Source organism: Pseudomonas sp. GWSMS-1 (assembly GCF_049847425.1).
Taxonomy (GTDB): domain Bacteria; phylum Pseudomonadota; class Gammaproteobacteria; order Pseudomonadales; family Pseudomonadaceae; genus Aquipseudomonas.
The window spans coordinates 2535397-2555470 of record NZ_JBMHHV010000005.1 but is presented as its reverse complement, the minus strand read 5'-3'; the positions used below and the strand labels follow the sequence as shown (position 1 = coordinate 2555470).

The 20074-nt window shown below is 59.2% G+C and carries 30 protein-coding genes; 26 read left to right on the top strand and 4 right to left on the bottom strand.

From position 1 onward, the window contains the following. Positions 1 to 105: 105 nt before the first annotated feature. The 3 genes from ACEPAJ_RS15665 to ACEPAJ_RS15655 are packed head-to-tail and all read right to left on the bottom strand — an operon-like array spanning position 106 to position 2081. Positions 106 to 1044 (bottom strand): hypothetical protein, encoded by a 939-nt coding sequence (locus tag ACEPAJ_RS15665; RefSeq protein WP_425915974.1) that lies wholly within the window; start codon positions 1042 to 1044, stop codon positions 106 to 108. Beyond that, positions 1037 to 1504, bottom strand: coding sequence for a DUF6932 family protein (locus tag ACEPAJ_RS15660; RefSeq protein WP_425915972.1), 468 nt, complete (start codon positions 1502 to 1504; stop codon positions 1037 to 1039). Before ACEPAJ_RS15660 ends, ACEPAJ_RS15665 begins: the two co-directional genes overlap by 8 nt. Continuing rightward, positions 1485 to 2081, bottom strand: coding sequence for a hypothetical protein (locus tag ACEPAJ_RS15655; protein ID WP_425915970.1), 597 nt, complete (start codon positions 2079 to 2081; stop codon positions 1485 to 1487). The genes ACEPAJ_RS15660 and ACEPAJ_RS15655 overlap by 20 nt, the downstream gene beginning before the upstream one ends. Between ACEPAJ_RS15655 and ACEPAJ_RS15650 the strand changes: the two genes are divergently transcribed. Beyond that, positions 2065 to 2295, top strand: coding sequence for a hypothetical protein (locus tag ACEPAJ_RS15650; protein ID WP_425915968.1), 231 nt, complete (start codon positions 2065 to 2067; stop codon positions 2293 to 2295). The genes ACEPAJ_RS15655 and ACEPAJ_RS15650 overlap by 17 nt on opposite strands. A gap of 67 nt (positions 2296 to 2362) precedes the next feature. Further along, positions 2363 to 2785 carry a phage regulatory CII family protein gene (locus tag ACEPAJ_RS15645; protein ID WP_425915966.1) on the top strand — a complete coding sequence of 141 codons (423 nt, stop codon included), beginning with the start codon at positions 2363 to 2365 and terminating at the stop codon, positions 2783 to 2785. Between the two features lie 216 nt (positions 2786 to 3001). Here the strand turns inward: ACEPAJ_RS15645 and ACEPAJ_RS15640 are convergent, their stop codons facing one another. Then, on the bottom strand, positions 3002 to 3469 hold the full coding sequence (locus ACEPAJ_RS15640; protein WP_425915964.1) for a hypothetical protein: 468 nt from the start codon (positions 3467 to 3469) through the stop codon (positions 3002 to 3004). 206 nt (positions 3470 to 3675) lie between these two features. Here ACEPAJ_RS15640 and ACEPAJ_RS15635 point away from each other — a divergent pair, with 206 nt between their 5' ends. The 24 genes from ACEPAJ_RS15635 (at position 3676) to ACEPAJ_RS15520 (ending at position 20045) form a co-directional block, all read left to right on the top strand. Beyond that, positions 3676 to 4470: a YdaU family protein gene (locus ACEPAJ_RS15635; RefSeq protein WP_425915962.1), complete on the top strand. Its 795-nt coding sequence runs from the start codon at positions 3676 to 3678 to the stop codon at positions 4468 to 4470. After that, complete coding sequence (locus ACEPAJ_RS15630; protein ID WP_425915960.1) at positions 4451 to 5263, top strand: ATP-binding protein; 813 nt, start codon at positions 4451 to 4453, stop codon at positions 5261 to 5263. The genes ACEPAJ_RS15635 and ACEPAJ_RS15630 overlap by 20 nt, the downstream gene beginning before the upstream one ends. Before the next feature lie 18 nt (positions 5264 to 5281). Further along, the gene (locus tag ACEPAJ_RS15625) at positions 5282 to 5491 is read left to right on the top strand and encodes a hypothetical protein (RefSeq protein WP_425915958.1); all 210 of its coding nucleotides are present in this window, start codon (positions 5282 to 5284) and stop codon (positions 5489 to 5491) included. Continuing rightward, positions 5491 to 5739 (top strand): DUF3310 domain-containing protein, encoded by a 249-nt coding sequence (locus ACEPAJ_RS15620; RefSeq protein WP_425915956.1) that lies wholly within the window; start codon positions 5491 to 5493, stop codon positions 5737 to 5739. The genes ACEPAJ_RS15625 and ACEPAJ_RS15620 overlap by 1 nt, the downstream gene beginning before the upstream one ends. Then, positions 5739 to 6779, top strand: coding sequence for a tyrosine-type recombinase/integrase (locus ACEPAJ_RS15615; protein WP_425915954.1), 1041 nt, complete (start codon positions 5739 to 5741; stop codon positions 6777 to 6779). The genes ACEPAJ_RS15620 and ACEPAJ_RS15615 overlap by 1 nt, the downstream gene beginning before the upstream one ends. After that, a complete protein-coding gene (locus ACEPAJ_RS15610) occupies positions 6776 to 7159 on the top strand; it encodes an endodeoxyribonuclease RusA (RefSeq protein ID WP_425915953.1) in 384 nt (127 codons plus the stop codon). The genes ACEPAJ_RS15615 and ACEPAJ_RS15610 overlap by 4 nt, the downstream gene beginning before the upstream one ends. Continuing rightward, positions 7156 to 7476: a hypothetical protein gene (locus tag ACEPAJ_RS15605; RefSeq protein ID WP_425915951.1), complete on the top strand. Its 321-nt coding sequence runs from the start codon at positions 7156 to 7158 to the stop codon at positions 7474 to 7476. The genes ACEPAJ_RS15610 and ACEPAJ_RS15605 overlap by 4 nt, the downstream gene beginning before the upstream one ends. A gap of 10 nt (positions 7477 to 7486) precedes the next feature. Next, entirely contained in the window at positions 7487 to 7870 is a 384-nt protein-coding gene (locus ACEPAJ_RS15600; protein ID WP_425915949.1) for a hypothetical protein, read from the top strand. 285 nt (positions 7871 to 8155) lie between these two features. Then, on the top strand, positions 8156 to 8545 hold the full coding sequence (locus ACEPAJ_RS15595) for a hypothetical protein (RefSeq protein WP_425915947.1): 390 nt from the start codon (positions 8156 to 8158) through the stop codon (positions 8543 to 8545). 60 nt (positions 8546 to 8605) lie between these two features. Further along, positions 8606 to 8950: an HNH endonuclease gene (locus tag ACEPAJ_RS15590; protein ID WP_425915945.1), complete on the top strand. Its 345-nt coding sequence runs from the start codon at positions 8606 to 8608 to the stop codon at positions 8948 to 8950. Between the two features lie 154 nt (positions 8951 to 9104). After that, complete coding sequence (locus ACEPAJ_RS15585; RefSeq protein ID WP_425915943.1) at positions 9105 to 9485, top strand: hypothetical protein; 381 nt, start codon at positions 9105 to 9107, stop codon at positions 9483 to 9485. Beyond that, a complete protein-coding gene (locus ACEPAJ_RS15580) occupies positions 9485 to 11200 on the top strand; it encodes a terminase large subunit (protein ID WP_425915941.1) in 1716 nt (571 codons plus the stop codon). Before ACEPAJ_RS15585 ends, ACEPAJ_RS15580 begins: the two co-directional genes overlap by 1 nt. Then, entirely contained in the window at positions 11200 to 12369 is a 1170-nt protein-coding gene (locus ACEPAJ_RS15575) for a phage portal protein (RefSeq protein ID WP_425915939.1), read from the top strand. The genes ACEPAJ_RS15580 and ACEPAJ_RS15575 overlap by 1 nt, the downstream gene beginning before the upstream one ends. 27 nt (positions 12370 to 12396) lie before the next feature. Next, positions 12397 to 13050, top strand: coding sequence for an HK97 family phage prohead protease (locus ACEPAJ_RS15570; RefSeq protein ID WP_425915937.1), 654 nt, complete (start codon positions 12397 to 12399; stop codon positions 13048 to 13050). Between the two features lie 10 nt (positions 13051 to 13060). Further along, positions 13061 to 14260, top strand: a complete 1200-nt coding sequence (locus ACEPAJ_RS15565) for a phage major capsid protein (protein WP_298187811.1) — start codon at positions 13061 to 13063, stop codon at positions 14258 to 14260. 45 nt (positions 14261 to 14305) lie between these two features. After that, positions 14306 to 14494, top strand: a complete 189-nt coding sequence (locus ACEPAJ_RS15560; RefSeq protein ID WP_298187813.1) for a hypothetical protein — start codon at positions 14306 to 14308, stop codon at positions 14492 to 14494. Continuing rightward, positions 14491 to 14808 carry a head-tail connector protein gene (locus tag ACEPAJ_RS15555; RefSeq protein WP_425915934.1) on the top strand — a complete coding sequence of 106 codons (318 nt, stop codon included), beginning with the start codon at positions 14491 to 14493 and terminating at the stop codon, positions 14806 to 14808. Before ACEPAJ_RS15560 ends, ACEPAJ_RS15555 begins: the two co-directional genes overlap by 4 nt. Beyond that, entirely contained in the window at positions 14808 to 15359 is a 552-nt protein-coding gene (locus tag ACEPAJ_RS15550; protein ID WP_425915932.1) for a head-tail joining protein, read from the top strand. Before ACEPAJ_RS15555 ends, ACEPAJ_RS15550 begins: the two co-directional genes overlap by 1 nt. Continuing rightward, positions 15359 to 15937: a hypothetical protein gene (locus tag ACEPAJ_RS15545; protein ID WP_425915930.1), complete on the top strand. Its 579-nt coding sequence runs from the start codon at positions 15359 to 15361 to the stop codon at positions 15935 to 15937. The genes ACEPAJ_RS15550 and ACEPAJ_RS15545 overlap by 1 nt, the downstream gene beginning before the upstream one ends. Then, positions 15934 to 16365, top strand: a complete 432-nt coding sequence (locus ACEPAJ_RS15540; RefSeq protein ID WP_425915928.1) for a hypothetical protein — start codon at positions 15934 to 15936, stop codon at positions 16363 to 16365. The genes ACEPAJ_RS15545 and ACEPAJ_RS15540 overlap by 4 nt, the downstream gene beginning before the upstream one ends. 60 nt (positions 16366 to 16425) lie before the next feature. After that, entirely contained in the window at positions 16426 to 16929 is a 504-nt protein-coding gene (locus tag ACEPAJ_RS15535; RefSeq protein WP_425915926.1) for a hypothetical protein, read from the top strand. A 48-nt stretch (positions 16930 to 16977) separates the two neighbouring features. Further along, the gene (locus tag ACEPAJ_RS15530; protein WP_425915924.1) at positions 16978 to 17349 is read left to right on the top strand and encodes a hypothetical protein; all 372 of its coding nucleotides are present in this window, start codon (positions 16978 to 16980) and stop codon (positions 17347 to 17349) included. Between the two features lie 55 nt (positions 17350 to 17404). Then, entirely contained in the window at positions 17405 to 17770 is a 366-nt protein-coding gene (locus ACEPAJ_RS15525; RefSeq protein WP_425915922.1) for a hypothetical protein, read from the top strand. 169 nt (positions 17771 to 17939) lie between these two features. Continuing rightward, positions 17940 to 20045 (top strand): tape measure protein, encoded by a 2106-nt coding sequence (locus tag ACEPAJ_RS15520; protein WP_425915920.1) that lies wholly within the window; start codon positions 17940 to 17942, stop codon positions 20043 to 20045. Positions 20046 to 20074 lie beyond the last annotated feature (29 nt).

Here is a 20074-nt window from a genome sequence, read left to right as displayed (position 1 = left end):
TAGGTCCCCTCCTAGGTTTGTTTTGTGTTCACTGTATTAGTCTAGTTTATAGCATCTTGGTTCCGTCTGGATTATTACCAGACGTAATGATGTGTTACCGGTGCTTCACTCTTCGGTCACTAGTTTGTAGGTGGCTCGCTCTTGTTCAGTTAGCGGGTCACGCTCAACGTAGCGCATCACTTTAACGGCAACCGTCATGCCTAAGGTGTACTGCTGCACATGCTCGTACTGTTGGCGGTTGTAGCTGATCTTCACCTGGCTGCCATCCTCTTCGCGGATGTAAAACGCGCCGGTGTCTTTAAGCTGCGCTACGCGGCCATGCAGGGTTATTTCTTCTGGCTTTATGCGCTCAAGGGGGGATAGGCGCTCATGCGCTTGGCGTACATCTGCCAGACTACCGCCCCATTTGTAGAGCTTGGCGTTCGGCGCCGGCCAGGTCAGCTCGGCCCCGATGTCTTGCCGCTCTAGGTCGCCCAATAGCTCGCTCAATGTCTTGGTGGCGGGTACCCCAATAACGGTTACCAGTTCGCGTATCTGCGCCTGCTCTTGGCTCTCAAGTACGGAGAATATTTTCTCCAGGGCGCCGCCCATGGCTGAGTCACCGGTTAGGTCTGGGGCGATGTTGCCGGCGAATACCAAGCGAGTTGAGCCAAATGTTAGGCCTGAGAGGCGCATGTCCATCTCGTCAAAAAGAGGTTCAAGCCCTTTACGTTTTGGGCCTTTGCCGTGGCGCAGATGGTAGGCCGTGTGCGCCAGTATGGTGTTGAATTTACCCGACAATTTGGTGAGCAAACGCAACGGTATGCTGCCGTCCATGCGGCGGCCTATGAGGCGCAGCTCTACAACCTCATGCTGCAAGGCGGCTTTTGCTTGGCGCAGCTCCTGGCGCAGCTCTTCTTGGTGGGTTATCCAAGAGTCCAAAGACAGTTTGGCCGAGAACTTATTAGGCTCTGCTTGCAGGCGCTCCCGGTCACGGGTGATGAAACCATTGACCTGAGCTAGCTGGCGCTCAAGCCAATCTATGCGATTTGCTTGCTCAGTCATGGTTGATCCTCAGTTCAGCCAGCCCTTTAGGGGTGACTTCATCGCGCTGCGTGCCAAATTTCTGAAACCAAAAGGTTAGCCCGTCTTCATCATCGGATGCCACGTTAAAAACGTGAAGGCCAAAGCGGGCTTTTACAATTCTGGTGTCGAGAAGGCCTGTAATTACTTCCCATGATGATTCTGGAAGGGTGTCAACGCGAGCAGCGTCATACACCACAACCAGGTCGATATCGTCGGGCTCAGCCTTGGTGCACATAAATGAGCCATCGACCCAAATGAAGGCTGCTAGGCCTGTGCACTCCAACAGCTCCAAGTATACGGTCAGCGTGTTGAAAAGCTGTAACCGCCGAGCTGAATCCGGGAAGGCGTCCACAGTCATAGCTCTTAGCGACGCCAAGGTATGCGGGTATAGGCCTGAATCTGGGATCAGGGGAGGGTGATCAGTTTTTGTTTGGTCCATTATCCGGCATCAACAAATCCATTGCTTGCTTGAGCTTCCTGGCCTGTTCCGGCGATAGCTTGAGCATCTTCTCGGCCATGTCGTCGACGGCCTCGCGCTGCTCGACCGGTGCTGCCTCGTAAAGGTCGGTTTGGTAGTGCCTTGGGTTTTGCTGGTGCAGCTGCTCAAGCAGTGAGGCGCGTGGAGTTTGTTCATCCGCTACTGGCGGGGTTGGGCGCATGTCGCCTTCGCCATAGGCCAGCCATTCGGCTCGCACGTTCAACCACTCAGCGATAGCCAGCATGTTGCCGCGGCTTGGCATTGACTCACCGCTTAGCCATTTATGTGTCGCTTGCGTGCTTGCCTTGGCCTGGGGGTTGTTACGGATTCCCTCGTAGAGGTCAACATTCCGCCCACGGCCAGCCCTAACACCCGGAATGGCGTCTAGAGCCTTATTCAGGCGGGCTACAAATCCCGCTTTTATGTCTTGAGTATCAACCATGAGTTGATGGTTGCACACAGCTTGCGCAATAGTCAGTTGATCTCTAATATCAACCGCAAGTTGATAAGAGCGGGACGCCATGAGCGCAATCTCCATAGCTGTCGAAAAGGTAGGCGGCGCAATTTCTGCCGCGAAGGTCTGCGGTGTTCGCCGCCAAGCAGTTGATAAGTGGCTTGCAAAGGGAACTCTTCCTAGAACCGATTACACCGGTGAAACCACCTACGCCGTAAGCCTCGCTAGGGCCTCAGGCGGAGAGTTCACCGCTGACTGGCTATTGGCTAAGGCGGCCCCGAAGAAGTCCGCCGCCTGATCCATTGACACCAGATTCGCTCAGGCACAGCCAGGGCACCACGGAAAGAACAACGAGGTTTTACGAGATGGAAGATTTCCTGCGCGCCTGCCACGACACGATCAAGGACAACGAGCCAAAGAGCTTGGCGGCCAAGATGGGCTTGCCTCATGTGAGCCTTCTGCAGCGCTCAAACCCTGACAACGATGCGCACCACCTGACCATCGAACACCTCTACGGCGTGATGCTGCACACAGGCGATTTGCGCCCGCTGCAGGCGCTGGCGGCCGAGTTCGGCCAGGCCTTGGTTAGCCGTGAGGCCGCTACGGCGCTGCCTGTGCAGTTGGCACTTAACGAGGTGGTGGCTGAGTTCGGCGATGTAGCGCGCACCGTTCACGACGCGCTTGCAGACAACGTGTTGACCAGCCTTGAGCGGCGCCAGATCAGTAAGCAGGCGCAGGAGCTGATTGACGCCCTACAGGGCCTTATTACTTCCGCAAAAAAAGCTTGAGTCGGCGCAATGCGCGGATCGGTAGCGGGGGTTTTGGCCTTGCACTAGCTAATACCACCCTCTGAATTTCAGGCACAAAAAAGCCCGGGGGCAACCGGGCTTCTTCAACAACAACATACGGAGTCGATTATGCACATGCAGCCTTCCCCGAGCAATACCACCCTAACCGCGCCACGTTTTGCGCAATGTGAAAACGTAGCGCGAGAATTGCCGATGTTATGCGATTACCGAAACGATCCATTCCCATGGATTCAATTTCCGGGCGAAACCATCGCGGCCGTGCCTGCGAAGGTTTGCATTGAAGCTTGGCTTTTCCAAGGCGCTGATGATGTGGACATCTTCGCCGGTGAGAGCGCTGATTTGTTTGTCCAGGGTCTGCAGGTCGAGGCTGTCTTTATCTGCTCGCAGTTCACACCAGCGGCGTTTGAGGTCTGCGTGCCGCGCGATTTTGTCGGCCGGTGCCAGCAGGTGGTCAATGATGGCCGCCAAGGCGATAGCCGCGCCCGTCCACTTTGCGTAACCGCCAAGCGCCGAGATGTTGCTGAACACGGCGGCGCCGCCTGCCAAGAACACCAGGCTGAATACCCAGCGCAGGTGCCGGTAGAGCTTGAGGTGGCGGGCGTGCAGCTCGATGGCGTAGTCGATATCGAGACCGGCTTCGTAGTGGGTGCGGCTATAGCTCATTTCCTATTCCTTTTCGGGCGTGGGCTCCGGCGGCGGATTGCGGTACGGAGGAACCTGGGTTTTGTAATCTTCTGGGTCAATTTTCATGAGGGCTCCTTGCTTAAGGTTTGGGTGCTTGGTGGCATTTGGATCGTAGCATGTGAGCCCTCGCTTTTTGAGGTGTGCGATCGTGAGAGCGAGACGCGCATCGGGCAGGGGGGTGGCCTGTGAATTTCTATTCATTCCACCCTGGCGATTACACCCTGCGCACTGCTCACCTTGAGCCGCTTGAAGACTTGGCTTATCGCCGCCTGCTTGATCTGTATTACCTCAACGAGAAGCCCTTGGTTGGCACGCCTGACGAGTTGGCGCGGATCATCCGTATGCGCCAGTCAGCCGGTGAGGTTAAAGCGGTGCTTGATGAGTTTTTCAGCCTCTCTGATGCCGGCTGGAGCCACAGCCATTGTGATGAGGTGATAGCCAAGTACCACGCGAAAGCTAAGCAAGCCGCTACCAATGGCAAAGCCGGTGGGCGCCCGAAGAAACCTAGCAATAACCCAGAAGAAACCAAGCCGGTTATTTCTGGGTTGCTAGATGAAAGCGGATCGAAAACTAACCAAGAACCAGAAACCAATAACCATAACCAAGAAGATCAAAAGCCTTCGGCATGCGCCTCAGCACCTGCCGCATCGAAACCTGATCCGCTGGATGGGTTCGCTCAGTTCTGGTTGGCCTACCCCCGCAAGACTGCCCGGCAGGGCGCCGAGAAGGCCTGGGCAAAGCTGCGCCCTGATCGCTCGCTTCAAGCTCGGGTGTTGGTGGCCCTGGCCAAGCAGGCTAAGTCCCCGGACTGGACCAAGGACGGTGGCTCTTTCATCCCGCATGCAGCCACCTGGCTGAACGGCAAGCGCTGGGAGGATGAGCTGCCCGCCGCGTTGCTGGGCAAGCATCACGGGTTTAACGGCGAGCGCGATTACACCGAAGGTTTGGAGGGCAACGGCGATGGCACGTACAAATTCTGATTTGGTTGTGCAGCCGCTTGAGGCGCGCTTTGGGGTGATCGCTAAGCGTTATGCGGACTGCCAGCAGCATGGCGAGTACATCGCGACCCTGACCAAGCACCGTGAGGATTACAGCGGTTGCCCGGCTTGCGCAGAGCATGACCAGCGCCGGCGTGATGCCTTGGAGCAGGGCGAGCAGCAGAAGCAGCATGCACTGGAGCGCCTTGAGCGCCGGCTTGGTAATGCACTGATCCCCCCGCGCTTTGCCGGTAAGAGCTTTGCTGATTACCGCGTTGTGGGTGCTCGCCAGGCCTCGGTGCTGAAGGCGTGCCAGGACTATGCGCAGCGCTTCGATGAGCACCGCGCCGCCGGCCGTTGCTTGCTGCTGCTGGGCAACGTGGGCACTGGCAAGACGCACTTGGGTGCGGCTATTGCGGCGCATGTGGTGCGTGAGCATGGCGGTGCGGCGGTGTACCGCACGGTGCATGGGCTGATGCAGTTTGTTAAGGCCAGCTTTGGCCGTGACGCGGAATACACCGAGGCGCAGGCCTATGAGCGGCTGATTGCCCCTGCGCTGCTGGTGATCGATGAGGTGGGTGCCACCAAGCAAACCGAGTTCGAGCAGGCTGCGTTGTTCAACGTGATCAACGGGCGTTACGAGCAGCAGCTGCCGACCGTGATTATTTCCAACCTGATGCCGGGCGAGCTGCCGAGCGCACTGGGTGACCGTTGCGTTGACCGTTTGCGCGAGAACGGCGGCATTGCCCTGGTGTTCGATTGGGGTTCTGAGCGGGCACGGGCGGCCAATGAGTAAGCGTGTAGGAGGTGGCCGTTGAAGTGGGCCAAGCAATCCGAGTTCGTTGCGCTGAGCAACACCACGCCGACCTACAAGGTGGCGAAGTTCGTCGTCGACGGCGCCGCGCTTTACCGGGCCAGTGTGCGCGGGGAGTTCATCGGCAAGGTGTGCGATGACCCGAAAGAGGCTCAGGCGATCTGCGAGCGGCATTTGATGATTGTTGGCGAAGAGAAGGAGGTGGCGTGATGGCTGAGCCAATCAAGACTGAAAGCGCCTTGGATACCCAGGTGGGTGGCGCGCATTACAAGGGCATGAAGATCCAGCCCATGGAGTACAGCATGGCCAACGGCCTGGACGCCTGCCAGCACACGGCCATCAAGTACATCTCGCGGTTTCGGCAGAAGGGCGGCATTCAGGACTTGGAGAAGGCCAAGCACTGCATCGACATGCTGATTGAGTTTGAGCGCCGGGCAATGGCTGAGGCTGAGCACTGATGGCTGCTGCAAGCAAGAAGGCGGGCGAGCTGCGCACCACGGGTGATGTGGTGTTGTGGTGGCTGCGCAGGGTTGAGCAGAAGTATCCGGCGAACTCGGATTACAGGAAGAACGTGGTCTCGATGGCCAAGGTGAACATTCTCCCGGCCCTGGCGCGTGTGGCCATCAAGAAGCTGGATCGGCGGGTTGTGGATGACAAGCTGATTTGGCGCATGGGTGGCGACGGGAAGAAGCCCGCCACCCAGCAGAAGGCCATTCAGGTGTTGCGTCGGGCGTTCGCGACAGCCGAGAAGACGGGGCGCATCAAGATCAACCCGATGGCCTCTATCACGTTCAAGGACTTCGACAGCGCACCCATCAAGAGCAAGCCTGCTGCGTTGTCGCGCATCGACCTGCCGCCTTTGGTGGCGCACCTTTCAGAGGCCTTCGACAAAGACCCGGTGAGCGGCCTGTTGCCTTTGATGATGTTGGCCCACGGCACGCGCATATCGGAAACGCTCAAGGCCACTTGGGCGCATATTTCGAGGGCTGAGCGCTTTTGGGTGATCCCCGCGAACAAGTCCAGCCGCCTGCATGAGCTGCCTTTGACGCCTCAGGTGCTGGCGTTGCTGGCGCGCTATCGGGCTGCCTTGCCTGATGCCCGCGCCCAGGGTGATTGGGTGTTCCCGGTGAGGGGCGGCGCTCGGTTGTCGGCCACTACAGCGCATTCAATGTTCCGGTCGATATCGGGCGGCAAGTGGTCGAGCCATGACCTGCGCAAGCTGATGCGGGCCTCGCTGTCTGAGCTGGGTGTGGATCACTTTATCGGTGAGCGGCTGATCAACCACAGCCTTGGCAAGACAGCCGAAACCTATCTGACCCGTGACGTTGCAGGCCGCTGCCGTGAAGCGCTTGAGCTATGGCATGCCCGTCTTGATGAGTGCGGCTTTGCAATCGCGCACGGCCTAAATGTTGCCGCTGCTGCATCCCCGCAAACAGCCGCAAGCCTAGACGCTGCGGGCGCTCCGGGCGTTTCCAGTGTATTCACGGGTAGAGGATGAAGATGGGCAAAAAGGACTGCAATCAGGTGCTGCTGCCCTGGCCTCCGAAGGTGCTGAGCCCGAACGCTCGCAGCCATTGGGCGACCCGCAGCCGTGCTGCCAAGGCGTACCGCAACAGCTGCTTGTTGCACGCCAAGCTGGTTGGCCTGACTGCGCCTGCTGGGCGGTTGCTGCTGGTGATTGAGTTCATGCCACCGAACCGCCAACGCCGTGACGACGACAACCTGATCGCCGCGTTCAAGTCTGGCCGTGACGGCTTGGCCGATGCCTTGGGCGTTGATGACTGCTTGTTTGTGACGCAGTGCAGCCTGAGCACTGAGGTTCGCCCAGGCGGTGCGGTGCGGGTAACGCTGAAGCCTTATGTCGAGGCGGCGCAGTGAGCAGGCAGGTGGCGGTAATCCCTCTGGTGCGCTGCGAGGTGTGCCAAGGGCAGGGCGTTATCAAGGGCATCTTTCATGTGATGGATTGCGCGGGCTGCAACGGGGCTGGGTTGATCGATCGTGCGACCAATCAGGCGCTGAGCCTTGAGCAGATGGTGCAACAGCTGCGGGTAAGGCTGAACCGGGCCAATCGGCAGGTTGAGCAGCAAAGAGAACAACTGGAGCGTGCTGGCCTGGTTCCCGTAACGGGGCCGGCGGCGGACTACCAGGGCAACAACAAGAAGGGCGCGGGCGGCGCGCACTTCACTGGCGATTGAGGGGATAGCCATGCAACACCTGGATACTGAGTACATGCTGCAAGAGTGGGGTGTGTGGCTGCGTGTGCAGTCCGGCGTGCCGAGCTACGTTTCACCCAGCCTGGCGCTTATGCGTGACCATGTGCAGGTTGAGCGCGCCCCTGATCCCTGTATCACTGATGAGCTGGCCCTGCTGATCGATGGCAAGGTGTGCCGCTTGTTCGAGCGCTATGAGGAAGCGGGCCTAGCCCTGTGGAACTACTACCGGCACCAGGGCATGAGCTACCGCCGCCTTGGTCAGTTGATGACCGCGGCGCTGGGCAAGCCTGTGACCCATGTTCGCGCTCAAGAGTTGGTGATGGTGGGTGCTGCCTGGGTTGATGCCGCGCTGTGCCACTACCAAGAGGTGGCGTGACTGTTTAAATGTACACGCTGTGGTTATTGACAGTGGATTACACGGGCTGTACATTTCTCCCCATCTTGCGGTTTTACCGCTTCAAAAGCCCTGGCCTAACCGCCGGGGCTTTTTCGTTTCCGCTATCCCCCAGCTGTTACCCAACAGCCCTTGCCCGATCACACCGGGCCTTTTATCCCTGACACCCAGCACACATGCACGCCTCTTTGCTCCAAGCGGATGGCGGCGCATTGCTGTGCTGGACCTATAAGCAGAGACCGGCCGGCGATGGCCAAGGTATCCACTATGCGAGCACGTGACATGACTGAGCCAGCCTCCACCGCATTCGGCGGGATCGCGCTGTACAAGCTTGGCCTGCTGGGCGCGTTCTCTGCAGTGTTGGTGACCATCGTTGTGATGGCGATGACATTGCCCAAGACGCCGCGTGAGTTCGTGGTGGCGATGATCTGCACTGTTGTATCAAGCCTGACTGGCGGAGCGTTCGTGATCCGCTGGTTTGAGCTGCAGCATTGGGCCAACGACGATATCGGGCTGATTGCATTGGCCGGCGCCTTCTTCGTGTGCGGCCTACCTGCCTGGGTGATGGTGCGTGGTTGGTTCGTGTATGCCGAGTTGAGCAAGCACATGAGCCTGCCCGACATGCTGCGCGAGCTTAAAGCGGTGGTGTGGAAGTAGATGGCACTCAAGCCACCCAAGCCATGCGCATGGCCTGGCTGCAGTGTGTTGGTGCGTGGTGTGAGCCACTGCCTGACTCACAAGCCATTGGCCGATGAGCGCAGGACAGAGCAGCTGAAGCGCGCCCACAAGCAGTACAACAAACGGCGTGATGAGTCTGATGAGTTCTACAAGACAACGCGCTGGACCCGCTTCCGCGTCTATTACCTGCGCCTGCATCCTCTGTGTGTCGAGTGCACCAAGCATGACCGTGTGACGGCCGCTGTGATCCTCGACCACATCAAGCCTTACAAGACTCACCCTGAGCTGGGCCTGGACTGGCACAACGTCAGGCCGCTGTGCAGGCCATGCCACAACCGCATCGGTGAGCGGGTCGGCCTTTCCCCTTCGGTGCCAACTGTTTGACGGTTTTATAGATTTATTAAAATCTTATTTTTTTAAGCCGGAAAACAGGTAGCGGGCTCTAGGGGAGGGGGAGGGTCAAAAGTAGGGCAAAAACGCCTTCCCGAACGACGGGGGGAACCTTTTTCTTACGTCTCCAAAATAATGGTTTTCAAAAATGAGCAGACCAAGGACGCCGACCAACGTGCTCGACGCCCGTGGCGCATTTAAAAAACACCCCGAGCGAGCGCGCACTGACGCTCCGACTGCCGGCCCGCTTGGCAAAGCGCCCGCCCATATCGACGGCGAAGTGCTCAAGGCCTGGAAGGAAATCGAGAAGTCAGCACCGCTGGAAGTGCTCACCGCTTCTGACCGGCTAGCCCTTGAGCTGGCCGCAAACCTGCTGGCTCAGTTCCGGCTTAATCCGATTGACTTCCCGGCCGCCAAGTTGGTGCGCCTTGAAGCCCTACTGGGAAAGTTCGGCATGACCCCGGCCGACCGCGCCAAGGTCGGCGGCAAGAAAGACGCCCCCAAGGGCAACCCATTCGATGACCTGTAATGGCCGCCAAGAAAACCTATCCGCTGGTAAAAGCAGCGGAGGCCTACGCACGCCAGGTGATCAGCGGGAAGATCCCGGCCTGCAAGTGGATCAAGCTGGCCTGCCAGCGCCACCTCGATGACGTAAAGCGCTCCAAGTCGGCCGACTTCCCCTATGTGTTCGACCCAGCCAAGGCCGAGCGCGTTGCCAAGTTCCTGCAGCTACTGCCGCACACCAAAGGCAAATGGGCCAGCAAGCGCGAGACCATCAAGCTTGAAGGTTGGCAGCTATTCAGCGTGTGCATCCCGTTTGGGTGGCTGCGCAAGAAAGACAAAACCCGGCGCTACCGCACCATCCTGATTTTCGTGCCGCGCAAAAACGGCAAGTCGATCATCGGCGGCGGCCTGGGCCTGTACATGTTCACCGCTGACGGCGAGTTCGGCGCGGAGGTCTACAGCGGCGCGACCACCGAGAAACAAGCCTGGGAGGTGTTCCGCCCGGCCAAACTCATGGTTGACCGCACCCCCGCGCTGCGCGACCACTACGGCGTCGAGGTCAACGCCTCCAACATGTGCCGCCTTACCGATGGCTCACGCTTTGAGCCGGTGATCGGCAAGCCCGGTGATGGCTCCAGCCCAAGCTGCGCCATCGTTGACGAATTTCACGAACACCAAGACTCAACCCTGTTTGACACCATGGAAACCGGCATGGGCGCCCGCGAGCAGCCCGTCATGCTGGTCATCACCACGGCAGGGTCGAGCATCGGCGGCCCCTGCCACCAACTGGTCAGGGACTCCGAGCGCATGCTCGAAGGTGCCATTGAGCGCCCCGACCTGTGGGCCATGCTCTACACGATTGACCCCGGCGACGACTGGACCAGCGAATCGGTACTGATCAAGGCCAACCCGAACTACGGCATCAGCATCAACGGCGACTTTCTGCAGGCCCGCCAGCGTGACGCCATGCAGAGCGCCGCCAAGCAGGCCACGTTCCGCACCAAGCACCTCAACGAGTGGGTGGGCGCCAAAAACGCCTGGCTCAACATGCTGCGCTGGAAAGAAGCCTCGACCCGCAAATCGCTCGCAGAGCTTGAGGGCAGGCCATGCATCATCGGCCTCGACCTGGCCAGCAAGATCGACATCGCCGGCAACCTGCTGCTGTTCCCGCCGGTTGAGGGCGACCCGCTCTGGCACGTCCACGGCCGGTACTACCTGCCCGAAGTGCGCGTGATCGAGGAACTGGACAGCAACACCGCCCGCTACCGCGAGTTTGACGCCCTGGGCCTGCTGACCCTCACCGATGGGGAAGTGATCGACTTCGAAGTCATCAAAGAGGATCTGCGCGAGTTCGCCGGTCGCTTCGATGTGCAGCAAGTCGCCTATGACCCCTGGCAGGCCACCCAGCTTGCGCAGGAAATGCAAGCCGAAGGGCTGTTGATGGTCGAAGTACGCCAGACGGTGCAGAACATCAGCGAACCCATGAAAGAGCTTGAAGCGCTCACCCTGCGCCGCGTGCTGGCCCACGGTGACTGCCCAATCCTCACATGGATGGCCAGCAACGTGATCGCCAAGCTAGACGTAAAAGACAACATCTACCCCAACAAAGAACGGCCAGAGAACAAGATCGACGGCATCGTCGGCTTGATCATGGCCATCAGTCGGGCAATTGCGGGCAGAGAAGAAGAAGCCCCAGGGCTTTCTGACCACATCGTGAAACACGGAATCAGGACGCTCTGATGGGAATACTCAAAAGCCTCGGCCGGCTGTGGGCGAAAAGTGATCCGCAGATCATCGACACGCCCGAAAAGCTGGCCCGCGCCCTTGGCGTTGAATACGAAACCCACAGCGGGCAAGTAGTCACCACCAACAGCGCCATGCAGCAGCTCACTGTATTTAACTGCGTTCGGGTGCTGGCTGAGTCGGTTGGCATGCTGCCTTGTCGGCTGTTTCAGCAAGTCGGCCGCGAGCGCTCAGGCGCCACCGGCCACCGGCTTTACCCGCTGCTGTCCGTCGCACCTAACGGCTACATGACCGCCCAGGAAATGTGGGAGCTGCTGATTGCCTGCCTGTGCCTGCGCGGCAACTTCTACGCCTACAAGGTCATGGCGCTGGGTAACGTGGTTGAGCTGCTGCCAATCAACCCAGCCAACGTAAAGCCCAAGCTTAACGACGACTGGACGGTTGAGTACCAGGTTACGTTCAAGGATGGCGTTCGCACGCTAACCCAAGATGAAATCTGGCACGTGCGGCTGTTTACCCTAGACGGCCTCAACGGCCTGAACCCCATCGCCTACGCCCGCCAGGCGCTGGGTCTTGGCCAGGCAATGGAGCAACACGCCGCCAAGCTGTTCACCAATGGCGCAGTCACCTCTGGCGTACTGGCTACCGAACAGCAGCTAACAGACGAAGCATTCAAGCGCCTTAAGACAGAGTTTCAAGGCGAGCACATGGGCGTGGCCAATGCCTACAAGCCAATGATTCTTGAGATGGGCCTGAACTGGAAACCGATCAGCCTCAATGCTCAAGACTCGCAATTCATCGAATCGCGCAAGCTGACAGACGCCCAAATCTGCGGGCTGTTCCGGGTGCCGCCCCACCTGGTGGCCAGCATGGAAAAGATGACGCTCAACAACATCGAGCACATGGGCATGAGCTTCGTGAACTACAGCCTGGTGCCGCTGCTCACCCGTATCGAGCATCGCATTCAGGTTGGGTTGCTGAGCGAGAAAGACCGCCTTACCCACTACGCCAAGTTCAATGCCGGCGCGCTGCTGCGCGGCGACATCAAAGGCCGCTATGAGTCCTACGGCAAGGGCATTCAATGGGGAATCCTCAGCCCCAACGATTGCCGCGAACTGGAAGACCTCAACCCGCGCGATGGTGGCGACATCTACCTGACCCCATGAACATGACCACCAACCCGGAGGCCGGGAATGAAGACAAAACAGCGCCTTGATATGCCGATGACCGTTAAATCGGTCAGTGACACTGGCGAGTTCGAAGGCTACGGCTCTGTGTTTGGCGTCGAAGACAGCTACGGCGACGTGGTTGTGCGCGGCGCGTTCACCGCAAGCCTTGAGCGCTGGGCAGCCAAAGGCCGGCTGCCGGCCCTGCTGTGGCAGCACAACATGAGCGAGCCGATCGGTGTTTACACCGAGATGCGTGAGGACGAAACCGGCCTCTACGTCAAAGGTCGCCTGCTCATTGATGCCGACCCGCTTGCCAAGCGCGCCCACGGCCACATGAAGGCCGGCAGCCTGTCCGGGCTATCCATCGGCTACATGCTCGATGACTACGAATACGACAAAGAAAAGGGCATCTGGATTCTCAAGGCCATCGACCTTTGGGAAGTCTCGCTGGTGACGTTCCCGGCCAACGATGAAGCCCGTATTTCTGACGTGAAATCCCTGCTGGAGCGCGGTGAAACACCGCCCCCCAGCAAGGTCGAGAAGGCCCTTCGAGAGGTTGGGTTTTCCGGCACACAAGCCAAGGCATTCATGGCCAAAGGCTATAGCGCCATCACCCCGCGAGAGGCGGGCGCAGACGAAGCGCTGCAAACCCTGAAATCCCTAATCGCCAAAATGTAAGGAGCCTCTCATGGCTGTTGAATTGAAAGACGTGCAAGACGTTGCCGAAGCACTCGGCAAGAAGTTTGATGAGTTCAAGGGCGCCAACGACAAGCGCGTTGATGCCCTGGAAGCCGAAAAAGGCAAGCTGTCCGGCCAGGTTGAAGCCCTTAACGGCAAACTGACCGAGCTGGACGCCCTCAAGTCCGAGCTTGAAAAAGAGCTGGCCGGCATCAAGCGCCCAGGTGGCAACGCCGACAAAGTGGTGTCTGAGCATAAAGCTGCATTCATGCAGTTCGTGCGTAAAGGCAAGGACGACGGCCTGGGCGAACTGCAAGCCAAGGCCCTGCAGACCACCGTTGAAGCTGACGGCGGCTATGCCGTACCGGAAGAACTTGACCGCGCCATCCTTGAGCTGCTGCGCGACGAGTCGCCCATGCGCCAAGTGTGCAGCCAGATCACCGTGTCCACCCCGGATTACAAGAAGCTGGTGAACCTGGGTGGCGCGGGCTCTGGCTGGGTTGGTGAGACTGACGCCCGCCCAGCAACCGGCACCCCAACCTTGGCGCAAATCAGCGCCGTCATGGGTGAGATTTACGCCAACCCGCAGGCCACCCAAACCAGCCTCGACGACATGTTCTTCGATGCTGAAGGCTGGCTGAATGCCGAAGTCGCCCGTGAGTTCTCCGAGCAGGAAGGCTTGGCGTTCCTCACCGGCAACGGCACCAACAAACCAAAAGGCCTGCTGGCATACACCATGGCCCTGACCGCCGATGATGTTCGCGCCTTCGGCACCATCCAGAACATCAAATCGGGCACTGCCGGTGACTTCGACACCGACGACCTGGTGAAGCTGGTTTACACCCTGCGCAAAGGTCACCGCGCCGGCGCAAGCTGGATGCTGCCGAACATGACCCTGTTCAAGATCCGCACCATGAAGGACCTGGAAGGCAACTACATCTGGCGCCCAGGCATCGAAGCCGGCCAGCCGTCCAGCCTGCTGGGCTACGGCGTGACCGAGAACGAAGACATGCCAGCAGTGGCTGCAGATGCCAACGCGGTGCTGTTCGGCGACTTCCGCCGCGCATACACCATCGTTGACCGAATCGGCACTCGCGTACTGCGCGACCCCTACACCAACAAGCCGAACGTGGGTTTCTACACCACCAAGCGCGTAGGCGGCATGTTGACCGACTCCAACGCCGTGAAAGTGCTCACCCTGAGCGCCTAACCCTGATAGGGCCAGCTACGGCTGGCCCTTGCTGAGGCCATTAACATGCCAAAAATTAACGTCACCCAAGCGTTCCCGTTTTCGCCCGACGGCAACACCGTTGTGCAAATCGAACTGGGCGAGCAAGAAGTCTCCGAGCGCTGCGCCGTTGTTGCGGTCGAGCAGCTCAAAGTTGCAACACTGGCAGGAGCGCCGGCTAAAAAAGAAAAGCCCGCCCCAGAGCCTAAAAAATGATTGCCCTTGCCGCCGTGAAGGCGCACCTGCGCGTCGAGCACGACGACGAGGACACAATGATCCAGGGCTACATCGACGGTGCCATCAGCGCCTTCGAAGTCTGGACCAACCGTAAGCTGGTTGCGGACGAAGCCTCATTGCCGGAGCCAATCGGCAACGCCCTGGTCATCAGCAAAAGCATCCAGCAAGGCGCACTCATGCTCATCGGCCACTGGTACGCCAACGCTGAAAGCGTAGTAATCGGCACCATCACCGCTGAACTGCCCTTTGCCACTCATGCGCTGTGGCAGCCCCATCGCTGGATGAACATCTGATGCGCGCCGGGAATTTGCGCCACCGCGCCACCATCCTCAGCCTATCCGCTGACCTATGCCCGGTTGAGCACGGCGCCCGCTGGGTCAGCATCCGCGCCAAGGATGCCGGCGACGTAGCAGCGCCGGCCGGCCTGCGCTCTACCGGCTTGGTCGAAGTACGCGCCCGCTACACCAATGAGCTGCAACAAGGCCGCTACCTGCGCAACGGTAACCGCCTACTGTACATCGCCAGCGCCCCGCGTGACCCCATGGGCACCAAGGCCGAAATGGTCATGAGCTGCGCCGAGCTGGTTGGTCAGTGCGCCGAGTACCGCCCGCAGTCGGGTGTGCCGGTTGAATGCCGCGTACACCTTAGCCATCAAGCGCCGTATCTGGACGATCTAGGCCAGGTGACCGACTACAAGACCCGCGCCGAGGTGGCCGTGATCGAAGTAGGCCGGCCAGAAGAAGGTGATCAGCTAATGATTGCCGGCACCCTTTACAACGTCATCGCCTACGCCCGCGACAGCGACGACGGGGTGGTTCGTGGCCTGTGGCTTGAGGTGGTCTGATGAATGTCACCATCAAGGTGCTGGGCCTAAAGCAGGCGCAGAAGCAGCTTGAGGCGCAGGCCAAGAAGGTTGACCCGGTATTAAGGGGCGCACTCAACACAACGGCCACCAAGACGCGCACAGAGCGCTTTGTTAATCCGCTTGCGCAGTCGATAAGGCCGCAGCGGGTTCGTGCTGCGCTCAAGGTTAAACGTGCCCGCCGTGGCCGAATGGATGCACGCATTATCCCCAGTAGCTCCGGCGTGCTAGTTGCTAATTACCGCACCTGGGGCTTTGACGTAATCGACGCCACCCGCGCGCGTATATGGGTACGCGGCCCGCGTGGCAGGAAGATTGCCGCCGGCTTTGTAAACCCGTCCAGCAGTCAAAAGCTGCCGCTCTCTACCCGTAGCAGCAAGACCACGGCAAGGGGCAAGACCTACGCCTACAAGCGCGCCCTGCAACTGGCGCGCGGCCCGAGTACCGCTTATTGGTTTAAGCAGCTCGCCACGACCCAAACAATCAAATGGACCAGCGATTATTTACAGGCTGAGTTCGCCAAGCGCCTACAGAAAGAAATCGACAAGGGGCCACGATGACCAGAGGTACTGAGCTTTCCGAAGCGCTGGAAGTGCGCCTTGATGCCATCAAGCAAGCTGCCGGCTTTCATACCGAGATAGCGGGTGTGTATGGCTTCGGCAAAAACAAGCCCGACAAAGCGCCATTGCCCTTTCTGCTGATGCGAATCACAGGCGATGACAAAGAGGATGAGCGCGCCGGCAAGTTTATCCGCGCCGCCAGCTACCAGATTGAGGGCGTGCTGCCGCGCACCGCCACGCTGCAAGATTTGCAGCACCTGCATCACGACATCATCAAAACCATCGGCGCTGACCCGTTGCCCATGATCCGCCCCCTTGCGAGCGGCTGGCTGAGCGAAGAGTCGACCGAGTACGACCCCGATAACGACGGCAGCACCTACCGCACCGTGGTCGTCAACGTAACGCTTCGATACGTCGAAACCTACTAACCCCAAACCAACACCCAAGCCCGCCATGTGCGGGTTTTTTTCGTCTGGAGAAAACCTCAAATGGCCAACTATGCATACATGGGTAAGGGTGTTGTAACCCTCGATGCCCGCGACGTGGGCAACGTCAGCAGCCTGCAATTCAACATCAACGAGAACATCATCAAGCAGCCGAACTACCGCACAGCCGGCGGCGGTACTTATGCCCAGGTGAACCGCATTGAGTCGGTTGAGTTCACGGCCACCCTGCATGACCTCAGCCCTGAGAACATGGCCATGGTCCTGTTCGGCACCACAAGCACCGTGTCGGACGTGGCCACCATCGAGGCGTTGACCTCGGGCGCGCAGACTTTCGAGATGGTCTTCTCGGGCCTCAACGAAGCGGCCACCGGCAAGACCGTGACCGTGACCGTATACAAGGCCAAGATCGGTGCCGCGCAGGGCCTGGGCTTTATCGGTGACGACTTCGGCGCACTGGAAATTACCGGCGAAGTGCTGATTGATACCAGTATCGTCGCCGCCGGCAAGTCGCAGTTCTTCAAGATTGACATGGACGTGATCACCTAAGAGCGGCGTGCTAAAGTCCCTCCCTTATCAACTGGGAGGGAGTCCGTTATGCAGTGTCCAGAGTGCAGCCATATACCGCTAGCCGGCAATCAGCCAGACCCATCACGCTGTCCTGAGTGCGGAATCTTCTACCAGAAGGCCATTGAACTGAGGCGCACCCGCGAGCAGCAATTGCAGCAGCAGGCAGCCGCTGATGCTGCTGCGAAGATGCAGGCGGCCAACGCGCTGTCTCCCGCTGTACGCGGCGCGCTGGTTGAGTACAAGGGCGCGCAGCCGGTAGTTGTGCTGGACGTTAGTATGAGCTTCGGCTCTATGGTTGTATTCATGATCAAGTGGGCCCTGGCTGCTATACCTGCGCTTTTGATATTGGGTGTGATCGGCTTCTTCGCGATGGCCTTCCTTGGCGCCCTAGGTCGATAGGCCAGAGAACCCACAAAAACCCGCTACGGCGGGTTTTTTATTGCCCGGAGTTTATATGTCAGAGCTTGAGATTCTGTTCCCTGAACCAGTGCCGGTTCTGCTGCGCGGCAAGCGCGCCCTCATTTATCCAGTGAAGCTGCGCGACTTTGAGTTGTACGGGAAGGTCGCGGGCGGATTCGTTGCGCTGCTGGATACCGCCAGCATTGAGCAAATCAACCGCTACGGTGAAAGCAACAGCGCTGCCATTCGCAAGCTGTTACGGGTGACCACAAGCCTGACTCGCTGGCAGATCCGCCGCTTACCATCGACCGTTTCGGTGTCGTTGTTGGCTGACGTTGTGCGGGTGAATTCCGGTTTTTTCGCAGACGCCCTGCCAATGATGGTCAGGGCGCTGGCTGGGGCGATGTCGCCCAACGCTTAATCAGCGCCGGGCATGTAGCCATTGGCAATTACACGCTTCCCCAGGTCGAGATTTATCTCGCCGCCATCGATAAGCAAGCCCGCGAGAGCATGCGCAACGCCATGGTTGCCGCGCGTGCCGCGCAGGCTGACGCCAAGGCCTTTAAGAAAATAATGAAGGGGTACGAGTAATGGCTCGCAAGGCAGAGGCTCAGCTGGTCATCAGTGGCGAGAACAAAACCCGCGCGGCTTTCACCGAAGTTAATAACTCGCTGAGCGAAATGAACAAGCGCGTCAACTCGGCTGCCGTAGCGTTAAAGGGCTTGATCGGCGTGTCTGTCCTTAAGGGGGCTGCGGTCCAGTACGCGAGCCTTGCCGACCAGGCCAAGCAGATCGACGCGCGACTGAAGCTGGCCACAAAGTCTCAAGTGGAATTCAACAAGGCTTCGGCCGATGTGCGTCGTATCGCCAACGAAAACGGCGCAGCGCTGGGCGCTGTCACTCAGCTGTATGCGCGCCTCGCTCCATCACTGCGAGAGGCGGGCCGCAGCCAGGCAGAAATCTCTCAGGTGGTTGAGGCGGTTACAAAGTCGCTTCGAATCTCAGGAGCATCGGCGGCTGAATCTGAAGGCGCAATCACACAGTTTGCCCAGGCTCTTGGCGCTGGCGCGCTGCGCGGTGATGAATTCAACAGTATTGCAGAGGCGGCCCCGCGCCTTATGCAGGCCCTCGCCGCCAGCCTTGGCGTGCCAGTTGGTGCGCTGCGTGACATGGCAAAGGCCGGGCAGTTGACGGCCGATGTTGTGGCTAACGCTCTAATCCAGCAGCTGCCACAGCTGACCAAGGAGGCCGAGGAATTTGGCCTAATGATAGGCACATCGGCTCAGCAACTCGAAAATGCCGCGCTCGATATGGTGGGTGCTTTTGATCGCCTGACTGGAGCCTCGGCTCGGGCGGCTAAGTCAATGAGCGAGGCAGCGGCGGCGGCCAATGGTTTATCTTCCGGCGAAAAGCCAATCGAGAATATCGCCCGACTGCTAAAGGAAGTGGCGCGCCTCACTCCACAGGCTTCTCTGTTTTTTGCGGCCGCCGATAAAGGCCTCGGCGCGCTCGGTTTGACCGGCAAGAAAGCGCTGGATGAAATCGCCAGCGCCGCCAAGACCTACCAGTTACAGCTCGACGCCATCGAGAAAGAGCAGGTTGACAAAGACATTCGCCGCCTGGCTGATGAGCAGAAAGCCGCCGCCGATATTGCAGGTATCAAGTACGACGAGATTGCCGCACTTAAGGACTGGGCGGAAAGCATGGGCGAGGTATACGAGGACTTTATTGCCCGCGAACAAGAACGTCATCGCCTGCGGGTTGCCGGCGACATGAGCGCCAACAAGCTGGTGGCTGATGCGCGCAAGTCAGGCCTGGCCGATCTAAAGAAGGACATGGACTCGCAGCTCAAACTGCTTGAGGCCGAGAATAAACGCCTAGCCAAGGCGCGCGAGAATACCCTCAGCATTGAGCGTGAGTTCAATCTGTTGGCCTCGGAGATTCGTGCTGGCGGTGGCTCAAGTGAGCCGACATATGCAGCCGCTCAAGATGCGCTGATTGCAGCGCGCCAAGCCAAGCAGCGCGGCGATAACAAGCTGGCCATCGAGCAGGCTCGCCAAGCCGGCGAAATCATCAAGGGCATTCAGCAGTCAGGCCAGAACACTTACGGCCTGGCAGGTATGGCTGATGAGCTTGGCCGAATTGCTGTTGAGGCATCTAAGCTGGATGAGGTCAGCGTCGAGAAGGATGTTGCCGCGGTATCAGCCCGCATAAATGACTTGGCCAAGCAGGCCGAAGCATTGAAGGTGGTCAACATCGAGGTTCAGATCGACGAAACCAACGTCGAGCAGGTCAAGGCCCGCATGCAACAGCTTGCAGCCGATATTGCCAAGCTGCTTGTTATTCAGCCCGTTATCTCAGCGGGAGGTGAGCAGGTTGCGCCATTGCCCGGCTTTGCTACAGGCACCAACAATGCCCCGCCGGGTTACGCGTGGGTAGGCGAGCGCGGCCCTGAGCTGGTGAACTTCCAGGGCGGCGAGCAAGTATTGACGGCAACCGCCTCGCGCCTGCTTGCCTCGCGCTCTGCCGGCGTCGACCCTCTAATGACCGAAGTGCTTGCAAACTCCGCCCCCAACTTCCCCGACCTTGGCCGCGTGGCCTTTGAGCTGGGTGGTGAGAGTGTGAACGTGTACGCCAGCCCCGGCGAAGCACTCAACCTGCAACGCCTGGCCATGAAGCACGGCCGCAAAAGATAACAGCCCGCCCAGCACTGGCTTTTTAATGC

Bases quoted from the DNA above. Each gene is read 5' to 3' on its own strand.
- ACEPAJ_RS15580 (WP_425915941.1), top strand. From the start codon at position 9,485: ATGGCCGCCAAGAAAACCTATCCGCTGGTAAAAGCAGCGGAGGCCTAC.
- ACEPAJ_RS15650 (WP_425915968.1), top strand. From the start codon at position 2,065: ATGAGCGCAATCTCCATAGCTGTCGAAAAGGTAGGCGGCGCAATTTCT.
- ACEPAJ_RS15665 (WP_425915974.1), bottom strand. From the start codon at position 1,044: ATGACTGAGCAAGCAAATCGCATAGATTGGCTTGAGCGCCAGCTAGCT.
- ACEPAJ_RS15555 (WP_425915934.1), top strand. From the start codon at position 14,491: ATGATTGCCCTTGCCGCCGTGAAGGCGCACCTGCGCGTCGAGCACGAC.
- ACEPAJ_RS15535 (WP_425915926.1), top strand. From the start codon at position 16,426: ATGGCCAACTATGCATACATGGGTAAGGGTGTTGTAACCCTCGATGCC.
- ACEPAJ_RS15630 (WP_425915960.1), top strand. From the start codon at position 4,451: ATGGCACGTACAAATTCTGATTTGGTTGTGCAGCCGCTTGAGGCGCGC.
- ACEPAJ_RS15615 (WP_425915954.1), top strand. From the start codon at position 5,739: ATGGCTGCTGCAAGCAAGAAGGCGGGCGAGCTGCGCACCACGGGTGAT.
- ACEPAJ_RS15585 (WP_425915943.1), top strand. From the start codon at position 9,105: ATGAGCAGACCAAGGACGCCGACCAACGTGCTCGACGCCCGTGGCGCA.
- ACEPAJ_RS15600 (WP_425915949.1), top strand. From the start codon at position 7,487: ATGCAACACCTGGATACTGAGTACATGCTGCAAGAGTGGGGTGTGTGG.
- ACEPAJ_RS15570 (WP_425915937.1), top strand. From the start codon at position 12,397: ATGAAGACAAAACAGCGCCTTGATATGCCGATGACCGTTAAATCGGTC.
- ACEPAJ_RS15520 (WP_425915920.1), top strand. From the start codon at position 17,940: ATGGCTCGCAAGGCAGAGGCTCAGCTGGTCATCAGTGGCGAGAACAAA.
- ACEPAJ_RS15640 (WP_425915964.1), bottom strand. From the start codon at position 3,469: ATGAGCTATAGCCGCACCCACTACGAAGCCGGTCTCGATATCGACTAC.
- ACEPAJ_RS15655 (WP_425915970.1), bottom strand. From the start codon at position 2,081: ATGGAGATTGCGCTCATGGCGTCCCGCTCTTATCAACTTGCGGTTGAT.
- ACEPAJ_RS15610 (WP_425915953.1), top strand. From the start codon at position 6,776: ATGAAGATGGGCAAAAAGGACTGCAATCAGGTGCTGCTGCCCTGGCCT.
- ACEPAJ_RS15560 (WP_298187813.1), top strand. From the start codon at position 14,306: ATGCCAAAAATTAACGTCACCCAAGCGTTCCCGTTTTCGCCCGACGGC.
- ACEPAJ_RS15565 (WP_298187811.1), top strand. From the start codon at position 13,061: ATGGCTGTTGAATTGAAAGACGTGCAAGACGTTGCCGAAGCACTCGGC.
- ACEPAJ_RS15550 (WP_425915932.1), top strand. From the start codon at position 14,808: ATGCGCGCCGGGAATTTGCGCCACCGCGCCACCATCCTCAGCCTATCC.
- ACEPAJ_RS15620 (WP_425915956.1), top strand. From the start codon at position 5,491: ATGGCTGAGCCAATCAAGACTGAAAGCGCCTTGGATACCCAGGTGGGT.
- ACEPAJ_RS15595 (WP_425915947.1), top strand. From the start codon at position 8,156: ATGCGAGCACGTGACATGACTGAGCCAGCCTCCACCGCATTCGGCGGG.
- ACEPAJ_RS15525 (WP_425915922.1), top strand. From the start codon at position 17,405: ATGTCAGAGCTTGAGATTCTGTTCCCTGAACCAGTGCCGGTTCTGCTG.
- ACEPAJ_RS15645 (WP_425915966.1), top strand. From the start codon at position 2,363: ATGGAAGATTTCCTGCGCGCCTGCCACGACACGATCAAGGACAACGAG.
- ACEPAJ_RS15540 (WP_425915928.1), top strand. From the start codon at position 15,934: ATGACCAGAGGTACTGAGCTTTCCGAAGCGCTGGAAGTGCGCCTTGAT.
- ACEPAJ_RS15660 (WP_425915972.1), bottom strand. From the start codon at position 1,504: ATGGACCAAACAAAAACTGATCACCCTCCCCTGATCCCAGATTCAGGC.
- ACEPAJ_RS15545 (WP_425915930.1), top strand. From the start codon at position 15,359: ATGAATGTCACCATCAAGGTGCTGGGCCTAAAGCAGGCGCAGAAGCAG.
- ACEPAJ_RS15530 (WP_425915924.1), top strand. From the start codon at position 16,978: ATGCAGTGTCCAGAGTGCAGCCATATACCGCTAGCCGGCAATCAGCCA.
- ACEPAJ_RS15575 (WP_425915939.1), top strand. From the start codon at position 11,200: ATGGGAATACTCAAAAGCCTCGGCCGGCTGTGGGCGAAAAGTGATCCG.